Here is a 22,264-nt window from a genome sequence, read left to right on the forward strand (position 1 = left end):
AGGAGCTCGCGCAGGATGCGCTCCCCGGCCAGGACGCCCCGCTCGGGCAGGGCCCTGACCGCGGGGGCCGTCCAGTCGGCGTCGGCGAGCTCTCCGTGGCCGGGACGCCAGCCCCGGTCGGCGGCGAGGAGCAGGTCGGCGTCGAGGAGGGAGTCACCGGCGGCCAGGGTGAGGTCCGCGCCGGTGCGGCGGGCGACCTCGCGCAGGGCGGCGCTCTTGGTGAGCGGCTTCGGCACGGCGTAGATCTTGCGGCCCTGGAGGGACACCGTCCAGCCGCGGTTCTCCGCCCACGCCGCGAGTTCCTTCACCCACTCCTCGCGCAGCAGTTCGCGCTCCACGACCAGGTAGGCGAAGAGGTCCTCGGCGACGCGGTGCTTGCGCACCCACACCGGGTCGGCGGTCCGCAGCAGGTGTTCCTGCACCTCGGACAGCGGGGCGCACTCGTCGGCCAGCCGGGCCAGCACACGGGCGTGCCAGTCCCGGTCCGGCTCACCGTCGACGAGGATGTGGCCGCCGTTGGTGCAGATCGCGTAGGTGGGCTGCGGGCCCGGCAGGTTGATGCGCTGGTACTGCTTGCGGGTGCGGGTCGTCGTGGGGACGAAGAGGGCCGCATCGCCGAGGTCGGCGAGCAGCTGGGCCGCCGTCTCCGTCATGTAGGACAGCGGCCTGCTCTCGTGGACCTCCACGCACAGCAGTCTCGGTGCCCGCGCGTCGGGCATGGTGAGGGCGAGGGCGGCGGCGGAGTAGATGAGGGTGCGGTCGAGATCGCTGGCGACGACGACGGACATCAGCCGGTCACCGCCCGGCCGTCGGCGCCGGTCGCGCCCCGGGTGTAGCGGGGGTGGATCAACCCCACGCAGGTGTACGGGAGTCGGTCGACCTCCTCGACGGGCACGCCCCGCTGCCCGGCGAGCAGGCGGACATGGTCGAGGTCGCGGCCGGCTCCGGCCCGGGCCAGCACCTTCCAGGGCACCCGGCGCAGCAGCACCCGGGTGGTCTCGCCGACGCCGGGCTTGACGAGGTTCACGTCGTGGATGCCGTACTCCTCGCTGATCCGCTCGACCGCGGCCCAGCCCTCCCAGGTGGGGGTGCGGTCGGTGGCCAGAAGTTCCTTGGCCTGGGCGCAGGCCGCGTCCGTGACCTCGGGGAAGCGCGCGGAGACGGCGTCGAGGAAGGCCACCGACAGGTCGGCGCCGGCGAGTTCGCGGTAGAACTTGGCGCCGTGGAAGTCGTCCGGGCCGACCAGGTCGGCGCGCAGTACGGTGCGTGAGATGAGCCCGGAGACGGTCGAGTTGAGGCAGGCCGAGGGGATCAGGTAGTCCTCGCGGGTGCCGTACGTGCGGACGCAGGAGCCGGGGTCGGCGAGGACCGCGATCTCCGGGTCGAAGCCGGTGACCCCCTCGTTCTTCTCGAACTCCGCGACGGCCTGGGCGAGTTCGCGGGTGATGGCACCCTTGCCGGTCCAGCCGTCGACGAACACCACGTCCCGGGGGTCGTGGTGGGCGGCCAGCCAGCGCAGCGCGTTGGCGTCGATGCCGCGGCCGCGCACGATGGAGACGGCGTAGTGCGGCAGGTCGAGCTGGTGGCGGTGGTGCGCCCAGCGGCGCATCAGGATCCCCACGGGGGTGCCCGCGCGGGCCAGGGAGACCAGCACCGGGCGGGGGGACCGTTCGGCGAGGACGGTCTCGGTGACCACGCCCACGGCGTGGGCGAGGCGGGCCGCCGACTCGTCGAGGGCCGCGTGGAACAACCGCTGGTACTGCTCGCTGGGCTGGTACTCCACGGGCAGCGACTCGGCGTAGTGGGCGCCGCCGCTCTGGATGGCCTCCTCGCGCTCCTCGGTCGGCGCCTCCAGCGTCACGTCCGAGAGGTCCTGGAGCAGCCAGCCGACCTCCTCGGGCGCGTACGAGGAGAAGGCGGGGCCTCTGAGAGGGTCGGGCAGCATGGTGGCGGGCCTTTCGGGGGCGTCCTGGGAGGCGGCGGGTACGTACGACGGTACGACCGCGAGGAGGACGTGCGGGGTGTGTGCGGCGAGCCGGTCGAGCAGTCCGCCGGGGGCGTGCAGCGCGGGGGTGTCGGCGGCCGAGTCGACCACGGCGACGACGGCGTCGAAACCGCCGCCGGCGACGTTGTAGGCGTAGCGGTCGCCGGGGCCGTCGGCGGGGTCGTCGTGGGCGGGGAAGACGAGGCGGGTGCGTATGGCGTAGCCGGGGTCGTCGACGGCGAGGACGGGTGAGCGGGTGGTGGTGGAGAAGCGCACCTCGGCGCGGGTGGTCCGCTCCAGCTCGCCGGCGAGACGCAGCGGGGCGTACATCAGCTCCTCGAAGCCGAGGACCAGGACGCGGCGCGCGGGGGCGGGGAGGGCCTCGGCGAGGCGGGCGGCCATGCCGGGGAGGGCCGATTCGAGGCGGGCGCGGTGCGCGGGGGTGAAGCCGTGACGTCCCCCGTCGGGGAGCCCGGCGGGCCAGCGCAGGTCCACCCGCGTCAGCCGGTCGTCCGACCCCGCGGCACCCTCGCCCTCGCAGCCGCCGGCGCCGGCAACACCCTCCAGGGGCGCGGGGAACCGCGCGACGAGCCCCGACGCACCCGCTCCCGGCCGGTCGCCCCCCGTGGCGGCCTCGTGGCGGGCCACCAGTTCCTGCCCCTTCTCCAGGACGCCGTCGGGCAACCGCACCGTGCCCGAGGCGACCGTCACCAGGTCGATCCGCGCCCCGATCTCGCGGCCGAACTCCTCCAGCCGTCCCGCGTCGGCGGGCGACCGCATGTCGACGAGGGCGACCACGGCGTACCGCGTCCGCGGGTACCGGGCGTGGAGATCACGGACGGTGTTCAGCACCGTGTTGCCGGTGGAGAACTCGTCGTCGACCAGCACCAGCGGGCCCTCGCCGGCGAGCAGCCGGGGGTCCTCCGGGAGCAGCAGGTGGGACGTCGCGTGCGAGTGGGCCTCCTCGAAGCCCCCCGCCGTCGCCGTCCCCTCGACCGGGCGGCGCGTGGAGTGCAGGTAGGGGGCGACGCCCAGACCGTCGGCGACGCAGTGGCCGAGCCCGGTCGCGGTCTCCGCGTAGCCGAGGACCACCGCGTCCTGCGCCGACTCCCCCAGCAGTTCCCGCACCCTGCGGCCGAGCTCCACCCCGTGGCCGCGCACGACGGACGGGGACTGGGGCACGTGCTTGCCGAGGACGTTGGACACGAGCAGGTGGGCCCGCTTGGGGTTGCGGCGCAGCGCCAGTCCCAGCAGCCCGGGCAGCGTGTCGTCGCCGGCCAGCTCCACCCCGAGCCGCCGTGCGACCCAGCTGCCGGACCATATGTCCTCACCGGCCGGGGCGCCGTCTCGCACCGGGTGGTGCGTCCCCTCGTTCACAGCCTTCTCCATCCCCGTCAGTCCGCCAGGCCCGCCGCGAGCAGTTCGACGAAGCCGATGTCCTCGTTCGCCACGCCGAAGGCCTCCGCGCGCAGCAGTGTCCGCTCGGCCCAGGCGCGGTGCGGCTTCACTTCGTTCATCTTGTTCGTGTAAGCCGACCTGAGTACACCCCCGCCGCCGCGTTCCGGCCGCAGGATGTCCTGGGCGTCGCTGTACTCCTCGTGGCTGACCACGGACAGCGCGTGAACGGGCAGGACGTGGGAGGGGTGGATGCAGGTCTTGCCCAGCAGTCCGTTGGCCCGGTCGAGGGAGATCTCGCGCAGCAGGCCGTCCATGGCGTGCTCGATGAGCTTCTGGCGCAGGGCGACGGCCTGGACCTCGTGGAAGGGGCTCTGCCGCAGCAGAGGCTTGAACATGCGCTCCTGGACGCGGAAGTACTCCCAGACGGGCCCGGTCACGGTGAACCCGGTGCCGTCGGCGCGGCCCAGCATGTTCACCACGTCGGAGATGACGGAGGCGACGACCTGGATGTCGTACGCCGTCATGTCGGGGCCCCGCCGCAGCCCGTAGGAGGAGCAGAAGTCGGTGACGCCGAGGCGCAGGGCGAGCACGCGGTCGCGGTACTTGTCGACGGCGCGGAAGATGCCCTCCAGGGTCTCCACGCGGGATTCGCGGTAGAGCAGCTCGGGGGACTCCAGGACCGGCATGGCGAACAGCCGGTGGCCGCTTACGGCCTCGGCGAGCGTCAGTGCCTCCATGAACGGCAGGCCGCGTTCGGCGGTGAACTTCGGCAGCACGAATCCGGACAGCAGCCGGACGGCGGGGCCGAGGCGCCGGGTGAGGTCGGGGATCTGCTCGGGGGTGCGGACGCGGATGAACAGCAGCGGCGGTTCCGCCCCGCTCCGCCCGGCCAGGTCGGCGAACTGGCGTACGAGGTTCTCCTCGCCGGCGATCACGTCGGCGTCGCCGATGGAGTCCTCCAGGCACAGCACCATGGAGACCACGCCCTGTCCGCCCTGCTTGACGACGTCGTCGGCGAGCCGGGGTCTGGTGGCCGGGCTGTAGAGCGTGGCGCCGAGGGCGGCGGAGAGCATCCGGGCCGGGGAATCCGGGGTGAACTCACCGGGCTCCCGGTAGAAGAGACGTTTCCGCACCGCAGGGGCGATGTGACCGAAATGACGCATTTAACTCCCCCGTGGTGTCCGTGGAATCAGTGGAATGTCGGAAGGTGGCCGGTAATAGTACGTAGATCTCGATGTCGACAGTTCCCGCCGGGCATGAACTTCAGGTAACCCGACTGTGTCGGGCCCAACCCCCCACGTTGTCGTGACCAGGACGGAGAGGGCAGGATGACCCACATGACGCACGCGATGCTGAAGGGGTCGAACGTCCCTGTCGAGGCCACCACCGTACGCGCCGTGCTGCGCTGGTCGCCCGGGCAGGGGGTGCCGGACGTCGACGCCTCCGCGCTGCTCCTCGGCCTCGACGACCGTGTGCGCTCCGACGAGGACTTCGTCTTCTACAACCAGCCCCGGCACCCTTCCGGGAAGGTCTGGCGGCTCGGCAAGAAACGCGGAGCCGAGGGCCTGACCGACACGATCCAGACGGATCTGGCCGGTGTCGAGTCCGGTGTCGGCCGGATTCTCCTCGTCGCGTCGGCGGACGGCGTCACCTTCGACCGCGTACAGGGGCTGCGCATCCTGCTGTACGACGCCCAGGCCGCCGACGGCGACGCGCTGGCGCACTTCGACGTCAAGCCGGAGACGGGCCAGGAGACCGCGCTGATCTGCGGTGAGCTGTACCGGCGCGGGGACGGCTGGAAGTTCCGGGCGCTCGGCGAGGGCTACTCCAACGGGCTGGAGGGCCTGGCGACCGACTTCGGCATCTCGGTGGAGGAGCCGGATCCGGCCGGCGAGCTGGACGCGGACGGTGCCGCCCAGCAGCCGCCGCCCACCACGCAGATGCCGGACCGGTCCTCTTCCGAGGCGCTGACCCGGCCGCATGCCCCGCTCGTGCCGCCGGCTCCCGAGGTGTCCCGGCCGCTGCCGCCCGAGCAGCAGGCGGGCGTGCCCGCGCAGCCGGCCTACGGCTATCCGCCGCAGCAGCCCGCGGCCACCCAGCCCGCCTACGGCTACCCCGGGCCGGCGAGCCCGCCCGCCTACGGCTACCCGCCCGCCACGGCGGCCGCCGGCGGGCAGGCCGGGTACGGCTTCCCGCCACCGGCCCCCGCCGCCCCCGACCCGGACTTCCGGCTGCCCCCGCAGGGACCGCAGTTCATCGGGCGTTAGGGCCGGTCCGCACCCGCAGGAGAGGCCCGGTCATCGCCCGGCCTTCGTCTTGAAGCCGCGGCCCCACTGCAGTCCCCACCCGTAGAGCCGGTCCAGTTCGCCCTGGAAGCCGTAGACGAACCTCACCTCGCGGCGGACGATCATCTCGTTCTTGACGTTCTCGATCATCACCACCGCGCAGGACCGGGCCTGGGGATGGCGTTCGTCGAGGTTGATCTCGATCCGCGGGCCGTTGCTCGGGTACAGCGTGACGACGGCCTGCGTGCGGTCGAAGGCGGGCGTCTGGTCGTAGATGTAGGCGAAGACCAGCAGGCGCTTGATGTTCTCGCGCTGGTCCAGGTTGACGTAGATCGTCTCGCCGGAGGCGGAGCCGAACCGGTCGTCTCCGCTGAGCTTGACGTACGGCGGCGCGTTGACGTCCCCGAGGAAGCCGCCGAGGGGCTGCACGACGCCCTTGGTGCCGTCCTGGAGCTCGTAGAGACAGCCCAGGTCCAGGTCGACGTTGACCATGGACTGGCTGTGGCCGACGACCTCGGGCGGCTTGAGCGCCTTGAAGGGGTGGCGCAGCAGGCTCTCCCGCTGGGGGCCGCCGAAGTCGGAGGTGCGCATCCGCCAGCTCAGGTTGATCCGCAGGTGACCGGTGGCCGCGCCCTGCTTGGTCAGCGACACCTGTCCGTGCCGTTTGGTCAGCTCGATCGCGTTGGTGGCCGCGTTGCCCGAGTCGAAGGCGCTCTCGCGTCCGCGCCACAGTCCGTCCAGGAAACCCATTCCCGCCCCACATCCGCTTGTCCGACCCCCGCCGGCGGCCGCCGGGCACACCCGTGTGCCGGCGGCCGACGGGGCGGCCCCGAGGACTGGTCCTCGGTGGCCGCCCCGTCGAGAGCGTTCCTCACCCGGGAGACCGTCACACCCCGGAGGAGATTTCGGTCTTCACGGCTTCCTCTCCCTCGACCGCGGCGATCCGCTTGTTGCGGCGCACCGACGACCAGAAGGAGGCGCCGATCAGGACGACACCGACCAGGCCGGTGATGATCTCGTTGATCTCGAACCGGATGGTGACGAGCAGGATCATCGCCAGGGCACCGATCGCGTAGTGCGCGCCGTGCTCCAGGTAGACGTAGTCGTCCAGGGTGCCCTGGCGGACCAGGTAGACCGTGAGCGAACGGACGTACATGGCGCCGATGCCCAGGCCGAGCGCCATCAGCACGATGTCGTTGGTGATGGCGAAGGCGCCGATCACGCCGTCGAAGGAGAAGGACGCGTCCAGCACCTCGAGGTAGAGGAACATGAAGAACGCGGCCTTGCCGGCCAGGGCGACGGCGGAGCGGGGCTTGCCCTCGCGGGCCGCCTTCTCCTCCTCCTCGTGCTCGCGTTCCTCCTCTTCCTCGAGCTTGTCCTCGAAGAAGCCGGAGAGACCGCCCACGACCATGTAGGTGATCAGACCGGCGATACCGGAGAGGAGGACCGTGCTCGCCTTGTCGACGTGGGCGCCGCCGTGCTGGTGGGCCTGGGTCGCGAAGGTCACGGCGGAGATCAGCAGGATGATCAGCGCGATGCAGACCGACAGCATGTCGATCTTGCCGAGCTTGGCCAGCGGGCGCTCCAGCCAGCCGAGCCACTTGATGTCCCGGTCCTCGAAGATGAAGTCCAGGAAGATCATGAGCAGGAACATGCCACCGAACGCGGCGATCGCCGGGTGGGCGTCGGTGACGAGCTCCTGGTAGCGGTCCTTGTCACTGAGCGCGAGGTCGACGGCCTCGATGGGACCGAGCTGAGCACTGACGGCGACGATCACGACGGGGAAGACCAGTCGCATACCGAAGACGGCGATCAGAATGCCGATGGTGAGGAAGATCTTCTGCCAGAAGGCATTCATCTTCTTCAGGATTCCGGCGTTGACCACCGCGTTGTCGAAGGACAGCGAAATCTCGAGGATCGAGAGGATCGCCACGATGCCGAAGGCGGTCCACCCCCCGAAGAGGAACGCTGCGACCAGGCCGAGCGCGGTGACCGCGAACGACCAGCCGAAGGTTTTCAGAACCACTGGCTACCCCAGGTGTGTGTACGGGTCCCCCCGCTGCCGTAACCGGCTTTACGAAACGTTGACTCCGAAGTCTAGAGCGATGCCGCGCAGCCCCGACGCGTACCCCTGCCCCACTGCACGGAACTTCCACTCGCCCTGATAGCGGTAAAGCTCACCGAAGATCATCGCCGTCTCGGTGGAGGCGTCCTCGCTCAGGTCGTAGCGGGCCAGTTCCTGTCCGTCGGCCTGGTTCACCACACGGATGAAGGCATTGCTGACCTGGCCGAACGTCTGGCCGCGCTCGTCGGCCATGTGGATGGAGACCGGGAAGACGATCTTGTCGCACCGGACCGGCACCCTGGACAGGTCGACCAGCAGGGACTCGTCGTCGCCGTCGCCCTCACCGGTGAGGTTGTCACCGGTGTGCTCCACCGAGCCGTCCGGGCTCGTGAGCTGGTTGTAGAAGATGAACCACTCGTCCCCCATGACCCGGCCGTCGCTGCAGATCAGCGCGCTGGCGTCGAGGTCGAAGTCGGCTCCGGTGGTGGAGCGCGCGTCCCAGCCGAGTCCGATCATCACCTGGGTGAGGTTCGGTGCGGCCTTGGACAGGGAGACGTTCCCCCCCTTGGCAAGCGTGACGCCCATGATGCTGGTCCCCCTCCGGTTGGTGTTTCTCACGGTGGTCCTGCGCGTCCGGCGCCGCACGTAAACCGTGCGGCGCCGGGCGGTGCGGCCGCGCGGGCGGCCGTGCTCGGGCGTGGCCGCCCGCGGATGTGTCAGACGTTCACGCCGAAGTCCTGCGCGATGCCGCGCAGGCCCGAGGCGTAGCCCTGGCCGATGGCGCGGAACTTCCACTCCGCGCCGTGCCGGTACAGCTCGCCGAAGACCATGGCGGTCTCGGTGGAGGCGTCCTCCGAGAGGTCGTAGCGGGCGATCTCGGCGCCGCCGGCCTGGTTGACGACGCGGATGAAGGCGTTGCGCACCTGGCCGAAGGACTGCTGGCGGTTCTCGGCGTCGTAGATGGAGACCGGGAAGACGATCTTCTCGATCTCCGCGGGGACGCCGGCCAGGTCGACCTTGATCTGCTCGTCGTCGCCCTCGCCCTCACCGGTGAGGTTGTCACCGGTGTGCTCGACGGAGCCGTCCGGGCTCTTGAGGTTGTTGAAGAAGACGAAGTTGGCGTCGCTGCCGACCTTGCCCGAGTTGTTCAGCAGCAGGGCGCTGGCGTCCAGGTCGAAGTCGGTGCCGGTCGTCGTACGGACGTCCCACCCCAGTCCGATGATGACCGCGGTCAGGCCCGGCGCTTCCTTGCTCAGCGATACGTTGCCGCCCTTGCTGAGGCTGACTCCCACGAGTCCTCCCTTGGTGTCCAGGGGCGGGTGCCCCGTCGTGCGTCGGATGTCGGATCAACGAGTCGATCCTAGTGAGGGGTTCCCGGGGCCCGCAGGCCCTGGAAACGGACGATCACAGGGTGTCGAGCGCCTTCACGTACTCGTTCAGGTCACGGGCGTCCGGCAGGGCGTTGACGACGCTCCAGCGCACGACGCCCTCCTTGTCGATGACGAAGGTGCCGCGCACCGCGCACCCCTTGTCCTCGTCGAAGACGCCGTAGGCGCGCGAGACGTCGCCGTGCGGCCAGAAGTCGCTGAGCAGCGGGTACTCCAGGCCCTCCTGCTCGCCGAAGACGCGCAGGGTGTGGATGGAGTCGTTGGAGACGGCGAGGACCTGGGTGTCCCGGTCGGCGAACCGCGGCAGGTTGTCACGGATCTCGCACAGCTCGCCGGTGCACACGCCGGTGAAGGCGAACGGGTAGAAGAGCACCACCACGTTCTTGTGCCCCCGGAAGCCGGACAGCCGCACGGTGGCCCCGTGGTTGTCCCTGAGTTCAAAATCGGGAGCCTTGTCGCCGACCTGGATCGCCATCGTCGTGATCATCCCTTCGAGGTGGTAGCTCCGTCCACCCTACGCAGGACGTACGACAGGCCGACGGACGGGCCGCCGCGAGACGCGGCCGGCCCGTCCGTCGTCGATTCACCGCTTCGACTTGGCGGCCTTCGGGGTCGCCAGCCGGCTGCCGCTCCAGTCCTTTCCGACGCTGACGCTCTTGGACGCCGTCAGCCCCGCAGTGGTGGCGGCCTCCGAGATGTCGCTCGGCTCGACGTAGCCCGAACGGCCGGTCTTCGGCGTGAGGAGCAGGATCGCGCCGCCCTCTTCGATGTACGTGGTGGCATCCACCAGCGCATCCGTCAGGTCGCCGTCGTCGTCGCGGAACCACAACACAACGGCGTCGGCCACGTCGTCGTAGTCCTCATCGACAAGGTCGCTCTCGATGACGCCCTCGATGGCCTCGCGGAGCTCCTGGTCGACGTCGTCGTCGTAGCCGATCTCCTGGACCACCTGCCCGGGCTGGAACCCCAGCCTGGCGGCAGGGTTCGTCCGCTCCTCCGCGTGGTCCGCGGTCGCGCTCACGGGTTGCCTCCTGATCATGTCTTGGAAATATCTCAGCCACGCGCGTGCGCGAAGCATTGGCCGTAGTCCACACGGGCGGGACGGATCGCGCAAGTACCCGGCCGTACGGACCGCCGAAACGGTGACGATCCTGGCGGGTCACCGCAACCTCAGGCACATCATCGCGGCCCGCTGTGACGCGCACCACACCGATGTGCCCCGTTTGGCCCTGTGGGAACCGTCTCTATGTGCGAAGACTCGATTGGACGAGCCCCCTACACACCGTACTGGCCGCGGGCGCGGATTACCTCCCGGTAGAGATGACGCCGACGGCCCCGAGGTGGACCATGGGAGCGGCGCACACCGGGCCGCAGCAGCGAGACGGCGGCCCTTTCACGGCCCTCTGACAGGTAAGGAACAGCGTGGCTTCCGCATCCGATCGCAACCCGATCATCATTGGCGGCCTTCCGAGTCAGGTTCCTGACTTCGATCCCGAGGAAACCCAGGAGTGGCTCGACTCCCTCGACGCCGCGGTCGACGAGCGCGGCCGGGAGCGGGCCCGCTATCTGATGCTGCGCCTGATCGAGCGCGCCCGCGCCAAGCGCGTGGCCGTCCCCGAGATGCGCAGTACGGACTACGTCAACACGATCCCGACCCGGGCCGAGCCGTTCTTCCCGGGCAACGAGGAGATCGAACGCAAGATCCTCAACGCGACGCGCTGGAACGCCGCCGTGATGGTCTCCCGCGCGCAGCGGCCGGGCATCGGGGTCGGCGGCCACATCGCCACGTTCGCGTCCTCCGCGTCGCTGTACGACGTGGGGTTCAACCACTTCTTCCGCGGCAAGGACGAGGGGGACGGCGGCGACCAGGTCTTCTTCCAGGGCCACGCCTCCCCCGGCATCTACGCCCGCGCGTACCTGCTGGACCGGCTGAGCGAGCGGCACCTGGACGGCTTCCGGCAGGAGAAGTCCAAGGCCCCGTACGCGCTGTCGTCCTACCCGCACCCGCGGTCGATGCCGGACTTCTGGGAGTTCCCGACCGTGTCGATGGGGCTCGGCCCGATCGGCGCGATCTACCAGGCGCGGATGAACCGCTACATGCACGCGCGCGGCGTCGCGGACACCTCGAAGTCGCACGTGTGGGCGTTCCTCGGCGACGGCGAGATGGACGAGCCGGAGTCGCTGGGCCAGCTGACCATCGCCGCGCGCGAGGGGCTGGACAACCTCACCTTCGTGGTCAACTGCAACCTCCAGCGGCTCGACGGCCCGGTACGCGGCAACGGCAAGATCATCCAGGAGCTGGAGTCGGTCTTCCGGGGCGCCGGCTGGAACGTGATCAAGCTGGTCTGGGACCGCACCTGGGACCCGCTGCTCGCCCAGGACCGCGACGGTGTGCTGGTCAACCGGATGAACACCACGCCGGACGGCCAGTACCAGACGTACGCGACCGAGTCGGGCGCGTACATCCGCGACCACTTCTTCGGTGACGACCACCGGCTGCGCGCCATGGTCGAGCACATGACCGACGACCAGATCCTGCACCTCGGCCGCGGCGGTCACGACCACCGCAAGATCTACGCCGCGTACAAGGCGGCCCAGGAGCACAAGGGCCAGCCGACGGTGATCCTCGCGAAGACGGTCAAGGGCTGGACCCTGGGCCCGAACTTCGAGGGCCGCAACGCCACCCACCAGATGAAGAAGCTGACGGTCGACGACCTCAAGCACTTCCGGGACCGGCTGCACCTGCCGATCGCCGACAAGGACCTCGAGTCCGGTCTGCCGCCCTACTACCACCCGGGGCCGGACACGGAGGAGATGCAGTACATGCACGACCGCCGCAGGTCGCTCGGCGGTTACGTGCCGACGCGCGTGGTGCGGTCGAAGCCGCTGGCGCTGCCCGGGGACAAGACGTACGCGACCGTGAAGAAGGGCTCCGGCCAGCAGTCCATCGCGACGACCATGGCCTTCGTCCGGCTCCTGAAGGACCTCATGCGGGACAAGGAGCTCGGCAGGCGGTTCGTGCTGATCGCGCCGGACGAGTACCGCACGTTCGGCATGGACTCCTTCTTCCCGAGCGCGAAGATCTACAACCCGCTCGGACAGCAGTACGAGTCCGTGGACCGGGAGCTGCTGCTCGCCTACAAGGAGGCGCCGAACGGGCAGATGCTGCACGACGGCATCTCCGAGGCGGGCTGCACGGCCTCGCTGATCGCCGCGGGGTCGGCGTACGCCACGCACGGCGAGCCGCTCATCCCGGTGTACGTCTTCTACTCGATGTTCGGGTTCCAGCGCACCGGCGACCAGTTCTGGCAGATGGCCGACCAGTTGGCGCGCGGTTTCGTCCTGGGCGCGACCGCGGGGCGCACCACGCTGACCGGTGAGGGTCTCCAGCACGCGGACGGCCACTCGCAGCTGCTGGCGTCCACCAACCCGGCGTGCGTCGCGTACGACCCGGCGTTCGGCTACGAGATCGCGCACATCGTGCAGGACGGGCTGCGCCGGATGTACGGCTCCGACGAGCAGCACCCGCACGGCGAGGACGTCTTCTACTACCTGACCGTCTACAACGAGCCGATCCAGCACCCGGCCGAGCCGGAGAACGTGGACGCCGAGGGCATCGTCAAGGGCCTGTACCGCTTCAGCGAGGGTACGGCGGGTTCCCTGCCGGCACAGATCCTGGCGTCCGGGGTGGCGGTGCCCTGGGCGGTCGAGGCGCAGAGGATCCTCGCCGAGGAGTGGAACGTCAGGGCGGACGTCTGGTCGGCGACCTCGTGGAACGAGCTGCGGCGCGAGGCGGTGGACTGCGAGCGGCACAACCTGCTGCACCCGGAGGAGGAGCAGCGCACCCCCTACGTGACGCGCAAGCTGGCGTCGGCGGCGGGGCCGGTGGTGGCGGTGTCCGACTGGATGCGGTCGGTGCCGGACCAGATCGCGCGCTGGGTGCCGGGGACGTACCAGTCGCTGGGCGCGGACGGTTTCGGCTTCGCGGACACGCGCGGGGCGGCCCGGCGGTTCTTCCACATCGACGCGCAGTCGATCGTGGTGGCGGTGCTGACGGAACTGGCCCGCGAGGGCCATCTCGACCGGTCCGTGCTGAAGCAGGCGATCGACCGGTACCGGCTGCTGGACGTGGCCGCGGCGGACCCCGGCCCGGAGGGCGGCGACGCGTAGCGCCCGCGGCGGGCCTGCGGAGAACGCGCAGGGCGGAGGGCTCCCGGCGACACGCCGGGAGCCCTCCGCCCGTCCGGTTCCGGGTCAGAACATGCCGTAGCCCGGACCACCCGCCGCTCCGGCCAGGAAGATGATGGCCAGGAGCGTGTCGATGGCGCCCAGGACCACGGCGACCAGGGCCGGCATCGAGCGGGTGCCCGCCCAGCTGCGGCCCATGGCGAGCCATCCGCAGACGATCGCCGCCGGGCCGAGGACGATCCCCAGCACGAAGAAACCGGCGACCGCGCAGATGACTCCGATGATTCCGAGCGTCGCGCGATCCGGCCCGGACCGTGACCCCGTCCGGCCACGTGTGCGGGGGTGCCTGCGCGTGCCGTGTCCGAAGCTCGCCATCATCAACTCCCTTATGAGTTCGTTGACATGGCGGGTACCCCCGCTTCCGTGGTGAATTCACCCCGTATGCGCGGCAGGCGGGCCGCCGCCCGCGCGCTGCCCCCCTCCGGCAGCGCGCCGCGGCGGTACTCCCTCCGTGCCCTGCGGAGGACTTGACCCACTGTGACCTGCGATCCCTCCCCGAGGGGAGGGATCACCGCGTCGGTTCACCCTGATGAGCGAACCGCGTCACGGAACGGTCCGTCAGATGTGCCCGACTCCCGCGCCGGCCTCCGCGTTCTCACCGCGCTTGGTGAGGAAGGCGACGAAGATGGCCACCACGGCGACACCGGCGGCGGTGAGGGACGCCAGGCTCATGCCCGACATGAAGGTGTCGTGGGACACCTCGGTGATCTTCTGGGCGATCTCCCGCGGCATGTCCGGGGTCACCGGCGCGATACCGAACTGGACGGCCTCGGCGGTCGCGTCGGCCTGGTCCCCGCCGAGCGGCGGAAGACCGGCCTCGGTCCAGTTGCCGGGGAGGTCGCTGTCGACCTTGGACGCCATCACCGCTCCCAGCACGGCCGTACCGAGGCTGCCGCCGATCTGCATGGCGGCCTGCTGGAGACCACCGGCGACACCGGACAGCTCCAGCGGGGCGTTGCCCACGATGACCTCGGTGGCACCGACCATGACGGGGGCGAGGCCCAGGCCGAGCAGGGCGAACCAGAGCGACATGACACCGCTGCCGGTGTCCGTCTCCAGCGTCGACATGCCGTACATGGACACCGCGGTGAGGATCATGCCGCCGGCCAGCGGGATGCGCGGCCCGACCTTGGTGATCAGCACACCGGCGAGCGGCGAGCCGACGATCATCGAGCCGGTCAGCGGCAGCAGGTGCAGACCGGCGTCGACGGGGCTCATGCCGTGCACGTTCTGCAGGTAGAAGGTGACGAAGAACAGGCCGCCCATGAAGGCGATGGCCATCAGCACCATCAGCACCACACCCGCGGACAGCGGGACGGACCGGAACAGCGCCAGCGGGATCAGTGGCTCCCGCACCTGCGACTGCCAGACCCCGAAGCCGATGAAGAGGCCGATCGAGACGGAGATGAACGTCCACGTCCAGATGCCGCCCCAGCCCCACTCGGGTGCCTTGATCAGCGCCCAGACGAGGCAGAACATCGCCGTGGACAGCAGGACGATACCGAGGACGTCGAACGACCGCGGGGCGTTCTCCGCGCGGTGGTCGAGCAGGATCCACGCGCCGAGGGCGACGGCGAGGACGCCGACCGGCACGTTGATGAAGAAGACCGACTCCCAGTTGACGTGCTCGACGAGGACGCCGCCGAGGATCGGGCCGCCCGCGGTGGAGGCACCGATGACCATGCCCCAGATACCGATGGCCATGTTGAGCTTCTCGGCCGGGAAGGTGGCCCGCAGCAGACCGAGCGCGGCCGGCATCAGCAGCGCGCCGAACAGGCCCTGGAAGACACGGAAGGTGATGACCATCGTGATGCCCTCGGACAGCCCGATGGCGGCCGAGGACACGGCGAAGCCCGCCACACCGATGAGGAAGGTCTGCCGGTGCCCGAACCGGTCACCGAGCTTGCCCGCGGTGATCAGGGAGACCGCGAGGGCGAGGAAGTACGCGTTGGTGATCCACTGGAGATCGGACCAGGTGGCCCCGAGGTCCGCGGCGATGGCCGGGTTCGCGATGGCCACGATGGTGCCGTCCAGGGCCACCATCATGACCCCCACGGCGACGGTCACGAGGGTGAACCAGGGGTGCCCCCGCAACCCCTCGCCCCGCGTCGCGCCGGACGGGCCGGACGGAGGCCCGTCCCCCGGTCCCGCCTTGTCGATGGTGGTCTGACTAGTCATATGTGCAAGCTAATGTCAGCGACTGACAGTTGACAAACCAATTCACCGGACGGTCACTGACACGAAACCCGCTCATCGCCTGAGCCGCGGGACCAGTTCGAGGAGGCGCCATGGAGACGGCCGAGAACGCCGTGGGTACGCCCCGGCGGCCGGGCCTTCGGGAGCGCAAGAAGCAGCGCACCAGGGACGCGCTGGTCCGGGCCGCACTGGAGCTGATCGCCACGCGCGGGTACGAGGGGACGACCGTCGACGACATCGTCGCGGCCGTCGACGTCTCACAGCGCACGTTCTTCCGTTACTTCGCCGGCAAGGAGGAGGCTGCGTTCTTCGTCACCCGGCTCGCGGAGTCGCGCGTCCTCGAGGCCGTACGCGCACGCCCGCCGCACGAGACGCCGCTGGAGGTGCTGCGCCGGGCCGTGCTGGACAGCTGGGACGGCATCAACGAGGCCGTGGAGCAGCTGGTCCCGCTGGAACTGCACATGCGCGTCTACCGGGTGATCGAGTCGACGCCCGCCCTGCTCGCCGCCCATCTGCGCCGCGCGACGGAGCTGGAGGAGGAGCTGGCGCGCATCGTCGCCGAGCGCGAGGGGCTCGACGTGGACGCCGACCCCCGGCCCAGGATCCTGGTGGCCGCGTTCGGCGGGGTGGTCAGGGTGGCGGAGCGGCGCTGGTCCACCGGGGACGACTGCAGTCCCGAGGCCATGCGGGACGTGATGAGGACCTGCCTGGACCACCTGGGTCCGGCGCTCGCGGGCAACTGGCGTACGGGGGGATCCCCGAACCGGGGCACCGAAACGTGATACCCGTCACTTGATTCACGCGAGACACTCCCGTTCTCCTAGTGTGTCCTTTCAGTGACTTCCTTCGACACCTCCCCGCGACCGAACGTCCTGCGCGCGCTGCTCGCGCTCGCGGTGGTCTTCGTGATGCTGGCGACCACCGGCTGGACGGCGCTGCGCCACCAGCGCCACCCCGCGCCGCTCCAGGCGTCGCTCGGGGCGTGGGAGCAGGGCCGGATAGCCGGCCACCCGCTGCCCGACCCGGACGCGGGACCCGCGCGGCTCGCCCGGTTCTTCGCCTCCCTCACCGACGGGCAGCGGGCCTACCTCGCCCACCGGTACCCGCTGGCGGTCGGCAACATGAACGGCGCGCCGGTCGAGCTGCGCTACCGCGCCAACCGCATCGCGCTCGGGGAGGCCCGCGACGTCGAACTCGACCGCGTGCACGACAGTCGCCTCACGGCGTCCGGCCAGCGGCACGCCGCCCGCAGGCTGGACCGCTTCGAGGCACTGATGCATCCCGGCCGGCACATCCTCGCCTTCGACCCGGCGGGCTCCGGCCGGGTCGCCGAGGTCCTCGGGGACCTTCCCCGGGCCGAGCGGGTCTCGGTCGTCGTACCCGGCGCCGACACCGACCTGCTCACCTTCCAGCGCACGGACCGCCGGTACTCGGCCCCCGCCGGCATGGCGACGTCCCTGTACGCGGCGGAGCGCGACGCCGACCCCACGACCCGCACCGCCGTGATCGCCTGGGCCGACTACACGGCCCCCAGCGGGCTCGGCATGGACGCGGCCATGGCGATGCGCGCCGAGGACGGCGCCCAGCGGCTGGACGCGATGCTGCGCGGACTGCCGGGGAAGGCGCCGGTCTCGCTGTTCTGCCACAGCTACGGCTCCGTGGTGTGCGGCGTCGCCGCGCCCTCCCTGCCGGAGCGGGTGGCGGACATCGCGGTGGCCGGCAGCCCCGGCATGCGGGCGGAGAAGGCCTCCGAACTGGACACCACCGCCCGGGTGTGGGCGATGCGGGACGCCGACGACTGGATCCAGGACGTGCCGTACCTGGAGCTCGGCGGCCTGGGGCACGGGGCCGATCCGGTCGCCGACGGCTTCGGTGCGCGGGTGCTGTCGGCCCGGGAGGCGAAGGGCCACGCCGGGTACTTCGTCCCGGGGACGGACAGTGTGCGGAACTTCGCCGAGATCGGTGTTGGCGCATACCGCGCGGTGTCCTGTGCGCACGGGGACGGCACCTGCCGATCGGGTTTGTCCGGTACGACACCTATCGGACGCGCGTAGAAGCGGAGATACTGCGGTATGCGTGGGGAGGGGACGGAGAAGCTCGTGCCGCATACGATGAGCCGCATGGGTGACGTACTGGCTGGATTTCATGCCGCCTGGGAGTTCGAGTCCGACTCCGTGCTCATCCGTTACGAGCGGGGGATCCGAACACCCAAGCTGTTCCAGGCACTCGGGGAGCGGCGGGTGCCGCTGGAGGCGATCGAGGGGGTGACCCTCACGCCCGGCAGGCGCGGAACCGTCGTACTCCGGGCCGAGCTGCGGCCGGGAGCGGATCCGCTCCTGGAGGCGGCCGCCGGGCAGTTGAAGGAGAGCAGCGACCCCTACCGGCTGGTGCTGCCCGCCGAGCGCGAGACGCTGGCCGAGTACTACGCCGACGAACTGCGCGCGCGGCTCACCGAGTCGGGGCCCGCCGAACGTCACCTGGTGGCCGCGCCCGAGGTGCCGTTGCGGTTCAAGGCGTACGACGGGAAGGCGACCTTCGACGGCACGGCGGTGTCCTTCCGGTGGTTCTGGACGGGCGCGTCGTCGGCCAAGTGGAAGGCCGGGGACCAGCGCTTCCCGATAGGTGAACTGAGCGGCGTCGAGTGGCGCTCGCCCGAGGTCTTCGAGGGGCACCTGCGGTTGCTGCGGCGGGACGCGGGGGCAGGGACGACGGGGCAGGCCGATCAGGATCCGGCGGCGGTGGTGTTCGGCCTGGGGTACGGGCCGGTGCACGAGTCGCTGCCGTTCGCGGGGGCGGTGCTGGCCGCGGTGCGGGCGTGTGCGCCGGTGCCGGTGCCGGTGGCGCCCGCGCGGCGTGACCCGGCGGACATCGCCGAGCGGATCCGGCACTTGGGGGAACTCCATCAGGCGGGCCTGGTGACCGACGAGGAGTTCTCCGCCAAGAAGGCGGAGTTGCTGTCGGAGCTCTAGCGTCCCCCGGGGACGGTGGTCCGTCGTCCGCACGCCGTCGGACGCCGGTCGCGCGGATCCCCCGCCCCCGGGTGCGCTGTCCTACTCCCTGCCCGCGGAGGTGAACGTCATGTCCGCGTAGCGGGTGCCGGACACCTGGGACGCGAGGGGCTCCAGGAGGGCCAGCTCCGCCTCCGTCAGGGTGATGCGGGTCGCCGCCGTGTTCTCCTCCACCCGGGCCGGCTTGCGGGTGCCCGGGATCGGTACGACCGGGAGGCCGTGGACGGCGGCCTGCCGGTGGACCCAGGCCAGGGCGATCTGACCGGGTGTGGCGCCGTGGGCCTCGGCGACCGTACGGACCGGCTCCAGCAGGGCCGCGTTGGCCGCCGCGTTGGCGCCCGTGAAGCGGGGCATCCGGCGGCGGAAGTCGTCGGCGGTGAGGTCCTGGTCGGCGTCGGCGAAGGAGCCGGTCAGGAAGCCGCGGCCGAGCGGGGAGTAGGGGACCAGGGTCACGCCCAGCTCCCGCGCGGCGGGGACCACCTTCGCCTCGATGTCCCGGCTGAACAGCGACCACTCCGACTGCACGGCAGCGATCGGGTGCACGGCGTGCGCGGCGCGCAGTTCGTCCGCGGTGACCTCGCTCAGGCCCAGCTGCCTGACCTTGCCCTCGCGCACCAGTTCGGCCATGACGCCGGCGGTCTCCTCGATCGGCACGTCCACGTCGCGCCGGTGCATGTAGTAGAGGTCGATCACGTCGACGTCCAGGCGCTTCAGGCTGGCCTCGACGGCCTGACGGACGTAGGGGGCGTCGTTGCGGATGATCCTCCGGTCCGGTTCGTCCGGCGGGATCGCCAGGGCGAACTTGGTGGCGAGGACCACCTCGTCCCGGTGCGCCTTGACGAACGGGGCGAGGAAACGCTCGTTGTCGCCGTCCCCGTAGGCGTCGGCCGTGTCGTACAGGGTGACGCCCAGCTCCAGGGCCCGCTCCAGGGTCGCGCGGGAGGTGTCCGCGTCCGCGGGGCCGTAGGCGAAGCTCATGCCCATGCAGCCGAGTCCCTGCACCCCCACCTCGGGGCCGCCCTCGCCGAGCGTCGCCGTCGTGATCCTCGCGCCCTTCATGATGTCCTCTCCGATGCCAGGGCCCGCCCGGCGTCCGCGTAGAAGCTGATCTTCCGGTCGAGCACGGCGAGCGTGCCCTGGAGTTCGGCGATCCGGGACTGCACGTCCTCGCGGGTCCGCCGGAGCAGTTCGAAACGCTCGCTGTAGGTGTCGTCGCCGGAGCGGACCAGCTCCGCGTAGCGCACCATGTCCGCGACCGGCATCCCGGTCAGGCGAAGCTTGCCGACGAGGGCGAGCCAGTCGAGGTCGCGGTTGCTGTAGCGCCGCTGGCCGGTGTGCGAGCGGTCGATGTGCGGCATCAGCCCGATGCGCTCGTACCAGCGCAGGGTGTGCGCGGTCAGCCCGGTGAGGGCGACGACCTCGCTGATCGTGTACCTGTCCTCGCCGTCCGGCCGGCGGTCGCCCTGCGGCGGCCCCGCGCAGCTGTCGGCGCCCGCCCCTGTCGTCTCCGTCCCGGTCACCGTCATGGCCCCCACGCTAGAACGCTGGAGTGCACTCCAAGCAAGCGGCGCGGGCGGGAAACGGGCGGAGACGGCGGCAGGTGGCTCAATACCGTGTGGGTATGACCGCCTGTACGCCGTGCGACGCCCGAGGACGCGGAGGAAATGCTGCGTCTCCATGGGCTTCGGGCCCCGGCCCGACCCCTTGCTGGAGCCGAGGCTGTGAGCGCTTAGGCTCGACGGCATGTCGCTGAAGAGCCTCGCGCTGATCGAGAACTGGCCGGTTCCCACCGTCGCGGCGGGTGTCGTACGGGCGGACGGCACCGTCCTGGGCACCCACGGGCCAGCCGGCCACCGCTTCCCGCTGGCCTCGGTCACCAAGCCGCTCGCCGCGTACGCGGTGCTGGTGGCGTACGAGGAGGGTGCGATCGAGCTGGACGAGGCGGCGGGCCCGGACGGCTCGACGGTGCGGCACCTGCTCGCGCACACCTCGGGGCTGGCCTTCGACGAGCACCGGACGACCTCGGCGCCCGGTGAGCGGCGGCTGTACTCCAACGCGGGGTTCGAGCAGCTGGGGGACCACGTCGCGAAGGCGACGGACATCCCGTTCGCCGAGTACCTGCGGCAGGCGGTGCTGGAGCCGCTGGGGATGACGGCGACGTCGCTGGAAGGCTCCCCGGCCAAGGACGGCGTCTCCACGGTGGACGACCTGCTGCGGTTCGCCGCCGAGGTGCAGGCACCGCGGCTGCTGGACCCGCGCACGGTCGCGGCGGCGATGACCGTGCAGTACCCGGGGACCAAGGGCGTCCTGCCGGGCTACGGCCACCAGAACCCCAACGACTGGGGGCTCGGCTTCGAGATCCGTGACGCCAAGTCGCCGCACTGGACGGGCGCCTCGTCGTCGCCGCGCACCTTCGGGCACTTCGGCCAGTCGGGCACGTTCCTGTGGATCGACCCGGACGCGGGCGCGGCGTGCGTGGCACTGGCCGACCGCGCCTTCGGGCCGTGGGCGTCCGAGGCGTGGCCGCCCTTCACGGACGCGGTGCTGGCGGAGCTGCGCGGCTGACCCCCGCGCAGGACCGCGGAGACCACTCCCGTCCGGTCGTGAAGTCCTCGTGAAAACCTGGTGGATGCGATGTCAGGAGGGCGCCTTATGCTGCTCCGGATCATCACGCGGGGTTCCAGGGAGGGCGCGCATGTTCGGCAAGCTGTTCGGCAGGGGCGAGGAGAGACCGGCGGGCCCGTACGCCCTTCCGGCTCCGCGCAGGAAGAACGGGATGTACACGCTGCGCGCGCTCGGCGACACCCGCGTGCTCGCGCTGGTGGAGGCGGCCGACGCGGGCGAGTGGGAGGCGGTCAGGGAAGCGCTGGCCCCCTTCGACCTCGGCCGTGACCACGACGTCCTCGGTGAACTGGCCGTGCTGGACGGTGTGGAGGAGTGGATCGTCCGTGCCGTGGAGGAGGACGAGGAGCACCGTGCGACGGCGCTGCTGATATCCGGGGCGCGCCACATCCGCTGGGGCTGGGAGGCACGCACCTCCGCCCGGGCGGTGAACGTCACACAGGACCAGTGGCGGGTGTTCCGCGAGCGCCTGCACATCGCCGAGGAGCACCTGTTCGAGGCCGCCGAACTGCGGCCGGAGTGGGTCACGCCGTGGCGCCAGCTCCTCACCTCCGGGCGGGGCATGTCGCTGGGTCCCGCCGTCAACGAGACCCGGCTCGACGCGGCGCTGCGCCGTGACCCGCTGGACCTGTCGAGTCACCTGGAGTGGGTGTCGCAGCTGCAGCCGCGCTGGAGCGGTGAGCGGGGGCAGGCCCTGGCGTTCGCCCGGGAGGCGTTCGCCGGCGCGCCCGACGGGCATCCGCTCGGCTGTGTGGTCGCGATGGCCCACATCGAGGACTGGGTGGAGTCGGACGACTCCGAGTGCCTGGACTCCCCGGAGATCCACGCGGAGCTGGCCGAGGCCGCCCGGCGCAGCATCCTGCACCCCGACTACCGGCGGCGCCTGGGCTGGCAGCACGACTTCAACATGTTCGCCATGGCCCTCTCGCTCGCCTCCGAGAACACCGTCCGCCGGCAGGTGTTCCACGAACTGGACGGCGCCTACACCGAGTGGCCCTGGACCTACTTCGCGGAGCCCGAGAAACAGTTCGCCCGCCGTCAGCGCCGCGCCTGAGCCCGCACCTCTCCGC

The 22,264-nt window shown here is 70.9% G+C and carries 20 protein-coding genes; 7 read left to right on the forward strand and 13 right to left on the reverse strand.

What is annotated here, in order from left to right; genetic code table 11:
- The 3 genes from ACZ6A9_RS07275 to ACZ6A9_RS07285 form a co-directional block, all read right to left on the reverse strand.
- On the reverse strand, window positions 1–788 hold a 788-nt coding region (locus ACZ6A9_RS07275; protein ID WP_468980044.1), incomplete at its 3' end, for an HAD family hydrolase.
- Window positions 788–3,373: a phosphoribosyltransferase gene (locus tag ACZ6A9_RS07280; protein ID WP_468980050.1), complete on the reverse strand. Its 2,586-nt coding sequence runs from the start codon at window positions 3,371–3,373 to the stop codon at window positions 788–790. The genes ACZ6A9_RS07280 and ACZ6A9_RS07275, both read right to left, overlap by 1 nt.
- 5 nt (window positions 3,374–3,378) lie before the next feature.
- Entirely contained in the window at window positions 3,379–4,545 is a 1,167-nt protein-coding gene (locus ACZ6A9_RS07285) for an HpcH/HpaI aldolase/citrate lyase family protein (protein WP_468980053.1), read from the reverse strand.
- A 174-nt stretch (window positions 4,546–4,719) separates the two neighbouring features.
- Here ACZ6A9_RS07285 and ACZ6A9_RS07290 point away from each other — a divergent pair, with 174 nt between their 5' ends.
- Complete coding sequence (locus ACZ6A9_RS07290) at window positions 4,720–5,649, forward strand: TerD family protein (protein ID WP_468980706.1); 930 nt, start codon at window positions 4,720–4,722, stop codon at window positions 5,647–5,649.
- Between the two features lie 30 nt (window positions 5,650–5,679).
- On the opposite strand, the gene ACZ6A9_RS07295 is transcribed toward ACZ6A9_RS07290, so the two are convergent.
- From ACZ6A9_RS07295 to ACZ6A9_RS07320, 6 genes are all read right to left on the reverse strand, one after another.
- Window positions 5,680–6,417, reverse strand: coding sequence for a TerD family protein (locus ACZ6A9_RS07295; RefSeq protein ID WP_468980056.1), 738 nt, complete (start codon window positions 6,415–6,417; stop codon window positions 5,680–5,682).
- Between the two features lie 136 nt (window positions 6,418–6,553).
- Window positions 6,554–7,693, reverse strand: a complete 1,140-nt coding sequence (locus tag ACZ6A9_RS07300) for a DUF475 domain-containing protein (RefSeq protein ID WP_468980061.1) — start codon at window positions 7,691–7,693, stop codon at window positions 6,554–6,556.
- Window positions 7,694–7,741: 48 nt separating this feature from the next.
- Window positions 7,742–8,317, reverse strand: a complete 576-nt coding sequence (locus ACZ6A9_RS07305) for a TerD family protein (protein WP_189555605.1) — start codon at window positions 8,315–8,317, stop codon at window positions 7,742–7,744.
- A 131-nt stretch (window positions 8,318–8,448) separates the two neighbouring features.
- On the reverse strand, window positions 8,449–9,024 hold the full coding sequence (locus ACZ6A9_RS07310; RefSeq protein ID WP_392035409.1) for a TerD family protein: 576 nt from the start codon (window positions 9,022–9,024) through the stop codon (window positions 8,449–8,451).
- 112 nt (window positions 9,025–9,136) lie between these two features.
- Entirely contained in the window at window positions 9,137–9,595 is a 459-nt protein-coding gene (locus ACZ6A9_RS07315; protein WP_468980069.1) for a peroxiredoxin, read from the reverse strand.
- 108 nt (window positions 9,596–9,703) lie between these two features.
- Entirely contained in the window at window positions 9,704–10,141 is a 438-nt protein-coding gene (locus tag ACZ6A9_RS07320; RefSeq protein WP_167530103.1) for a DUF3052 domain-containing protein, read from the reverse strand.
- 401 nt (window positions 10,142–10,542) lie between these two features.
- Here ACZ6A9_RS07320 and aceE point away from each other — a divergent pair, with 401 nt between their 5' ends.
- Window positions 10,543–13,290: a pyruvate dehydrogenase (acetyl-transferring), homodimeric type gene (gene aceE / locus ACZ6A9_RS07325; RefSeq protein WP_468980073.1), complete on the forward strand. Its 2,748-nt coding sequence runs from the start codon at window positions 10,543–10,545 to the stop codon at window positions 13,288–13,290.
- 84 nt (window positions 13,291–13,374) lie between these two features.
- On the opposite strand, the gene ACZ6A9_RS07330 is transcribed toward aceE, so the two are convergent.
- Together ACZ6A9_RS07330 and ACZ6A9_RS07335 are read right to left on the reverse strand one after the other, a co-directional pair.
- On the reverse strand, window positions 13,375–13,686 hold the full coding sequence (locus tag ACZ6A9_RS07330; RefSeq protein WP_468980076.1) for a DUF6223 family protein: 312 nt from the start codon (window positions 13,684–13,686) through the stop codon (window positions 13,375–13,377).
- Between the two features lie 240 nt (window positions 13,687–13,926).
- Complete coding sequence (locus tag ACZ6A9_RS07335; RefSeq protein ID WP_468980079.1) at window positions 13,927–15,546, reverse strand: MFS transporter; 1,620 nt, start codon at window positions 15,544–15,546, stop codon at window positions 13,927–13,929.
- A 110-nt stretch (window positions 15,547–15,656) separates the two neighbouring features.
- On the opposite strand from ACZ6A9_RS07335, the gene ACZ6A9_RS07340 reads away from it, so the two are divergent.
- The 3 genes from ACZ6A9_RS07340 to ACZ6A9_RS07350 all read left to right on the forward strand — a co-directional run bounded on the left by ACZ6A9_RS07340 (window position 15,657) and on the right by ACZ6A9_RS07350 (window position 18,533).
- Complete coding sequence (locus ACZ6A9_RS07340; protein WP_468980081.1) at window positions 15,657–16,346, forward strand: TetR family transcriptional regulator; 690 nt, start codon at window positions 15,657–15,659, stop codon at window positions 16,344–16,346.
- 54 nt (window positions 16,347–16,400) lie between these two features.
- Window positions 16,401–17,618, forward strand: a complete 1,218-nt coding sequence (locus tag ACZ6A9_RS07345; RefSeq protein ID WP_468980086.1) for an alpha/beta hydrolase — start codon at window positions 16,401–16,403, stop codon at window positions 17,616–17,618.
- Window positions 17,619–17,684: 66 nt separating this feature from the next.
- Window positions 17,685–18,533, forward strand: coding sequence for a DUF4429 domain-containing protein (locus ACZ6A9_RS07350; RefSeq protein WP_468980090.1), 849 nt, complete (start codon window positions 17,685–17,687; stop codon window positions 18,531–18,533).
- 81 nt (window positions 18,534–18,614) lie between these two features.
- Here the strand turns inward: ACZ6A9_RS07350 and ACZ6A9_RS07355 are convergent, their stop codons facing one another.
- Window positions 18,615–19,631 (reverse strand): aldo/keto reductase, encoded by a 1,017-nt coding sequence (locus ACZ6A9_RS07355; protein WP_468980092.1) that lies wholly within the window; start codon window positions 19,629–19,631, stop codon window positions 18,615–18,617.
- Complete coding sequence (locus ACZ6A9_RS07360) at window positions 19,628–20,092, reverse strand: MerR family transcriptional regulator (RefSeq protein WP_468980710.1); 465 nt, start codon at window positions 20,090–20,092, stop codon at window positions 19,628–19,630. Before ACZ6A9_RS07360 ends, ACZ6A9_RS07355 begins: the two co-directional genes overlap by 4 nt.
- A gap of 223 nt (window positions 20,093–20,315) precedes the next feature.
- On the opposite strand from ACZ6A9_RS07360, the gene ACZ6A9_RS07365 reads away from it, so the two are divergent.
- Together ACZ6A9_RS07365 and ACZ6A9_RS07370 are read left to right on the forward strand one after the other, a co-directional pair.
- Window positions 20,316–21,137 carry a serine hydrolase domain-containing protein gene (locus ACZ6A9_RS07365; protein ID WP_468980095.1) on the forward strand — a complete coding sequence of 274 codons (822 nt, stop codon included), beginning with the start codon at window positions 20,316–20,318 and terminating at the stop codon, window positions 21,135–21,137.
- A gap of 130 nt (window positions 21,138–21,267) precedes the next feature.
- Window positions 21,268–22,248: a hypothetical protein gene (locus tag ACZ6A9_RS07370; RefSeq protein ID WP_468980097.1), complete on the forward strand. Its 981-nt coding sequence runs from the start codon at window positions 21,268–21,270 to the stop codon at window positions 22,246–22,248.
- Window positions 22,249–22,264: the final 16 nt, after the last annotated feature.

This window comes from Streptomyces sp. NPDC041124 (genome assembly GCF_055592385.1).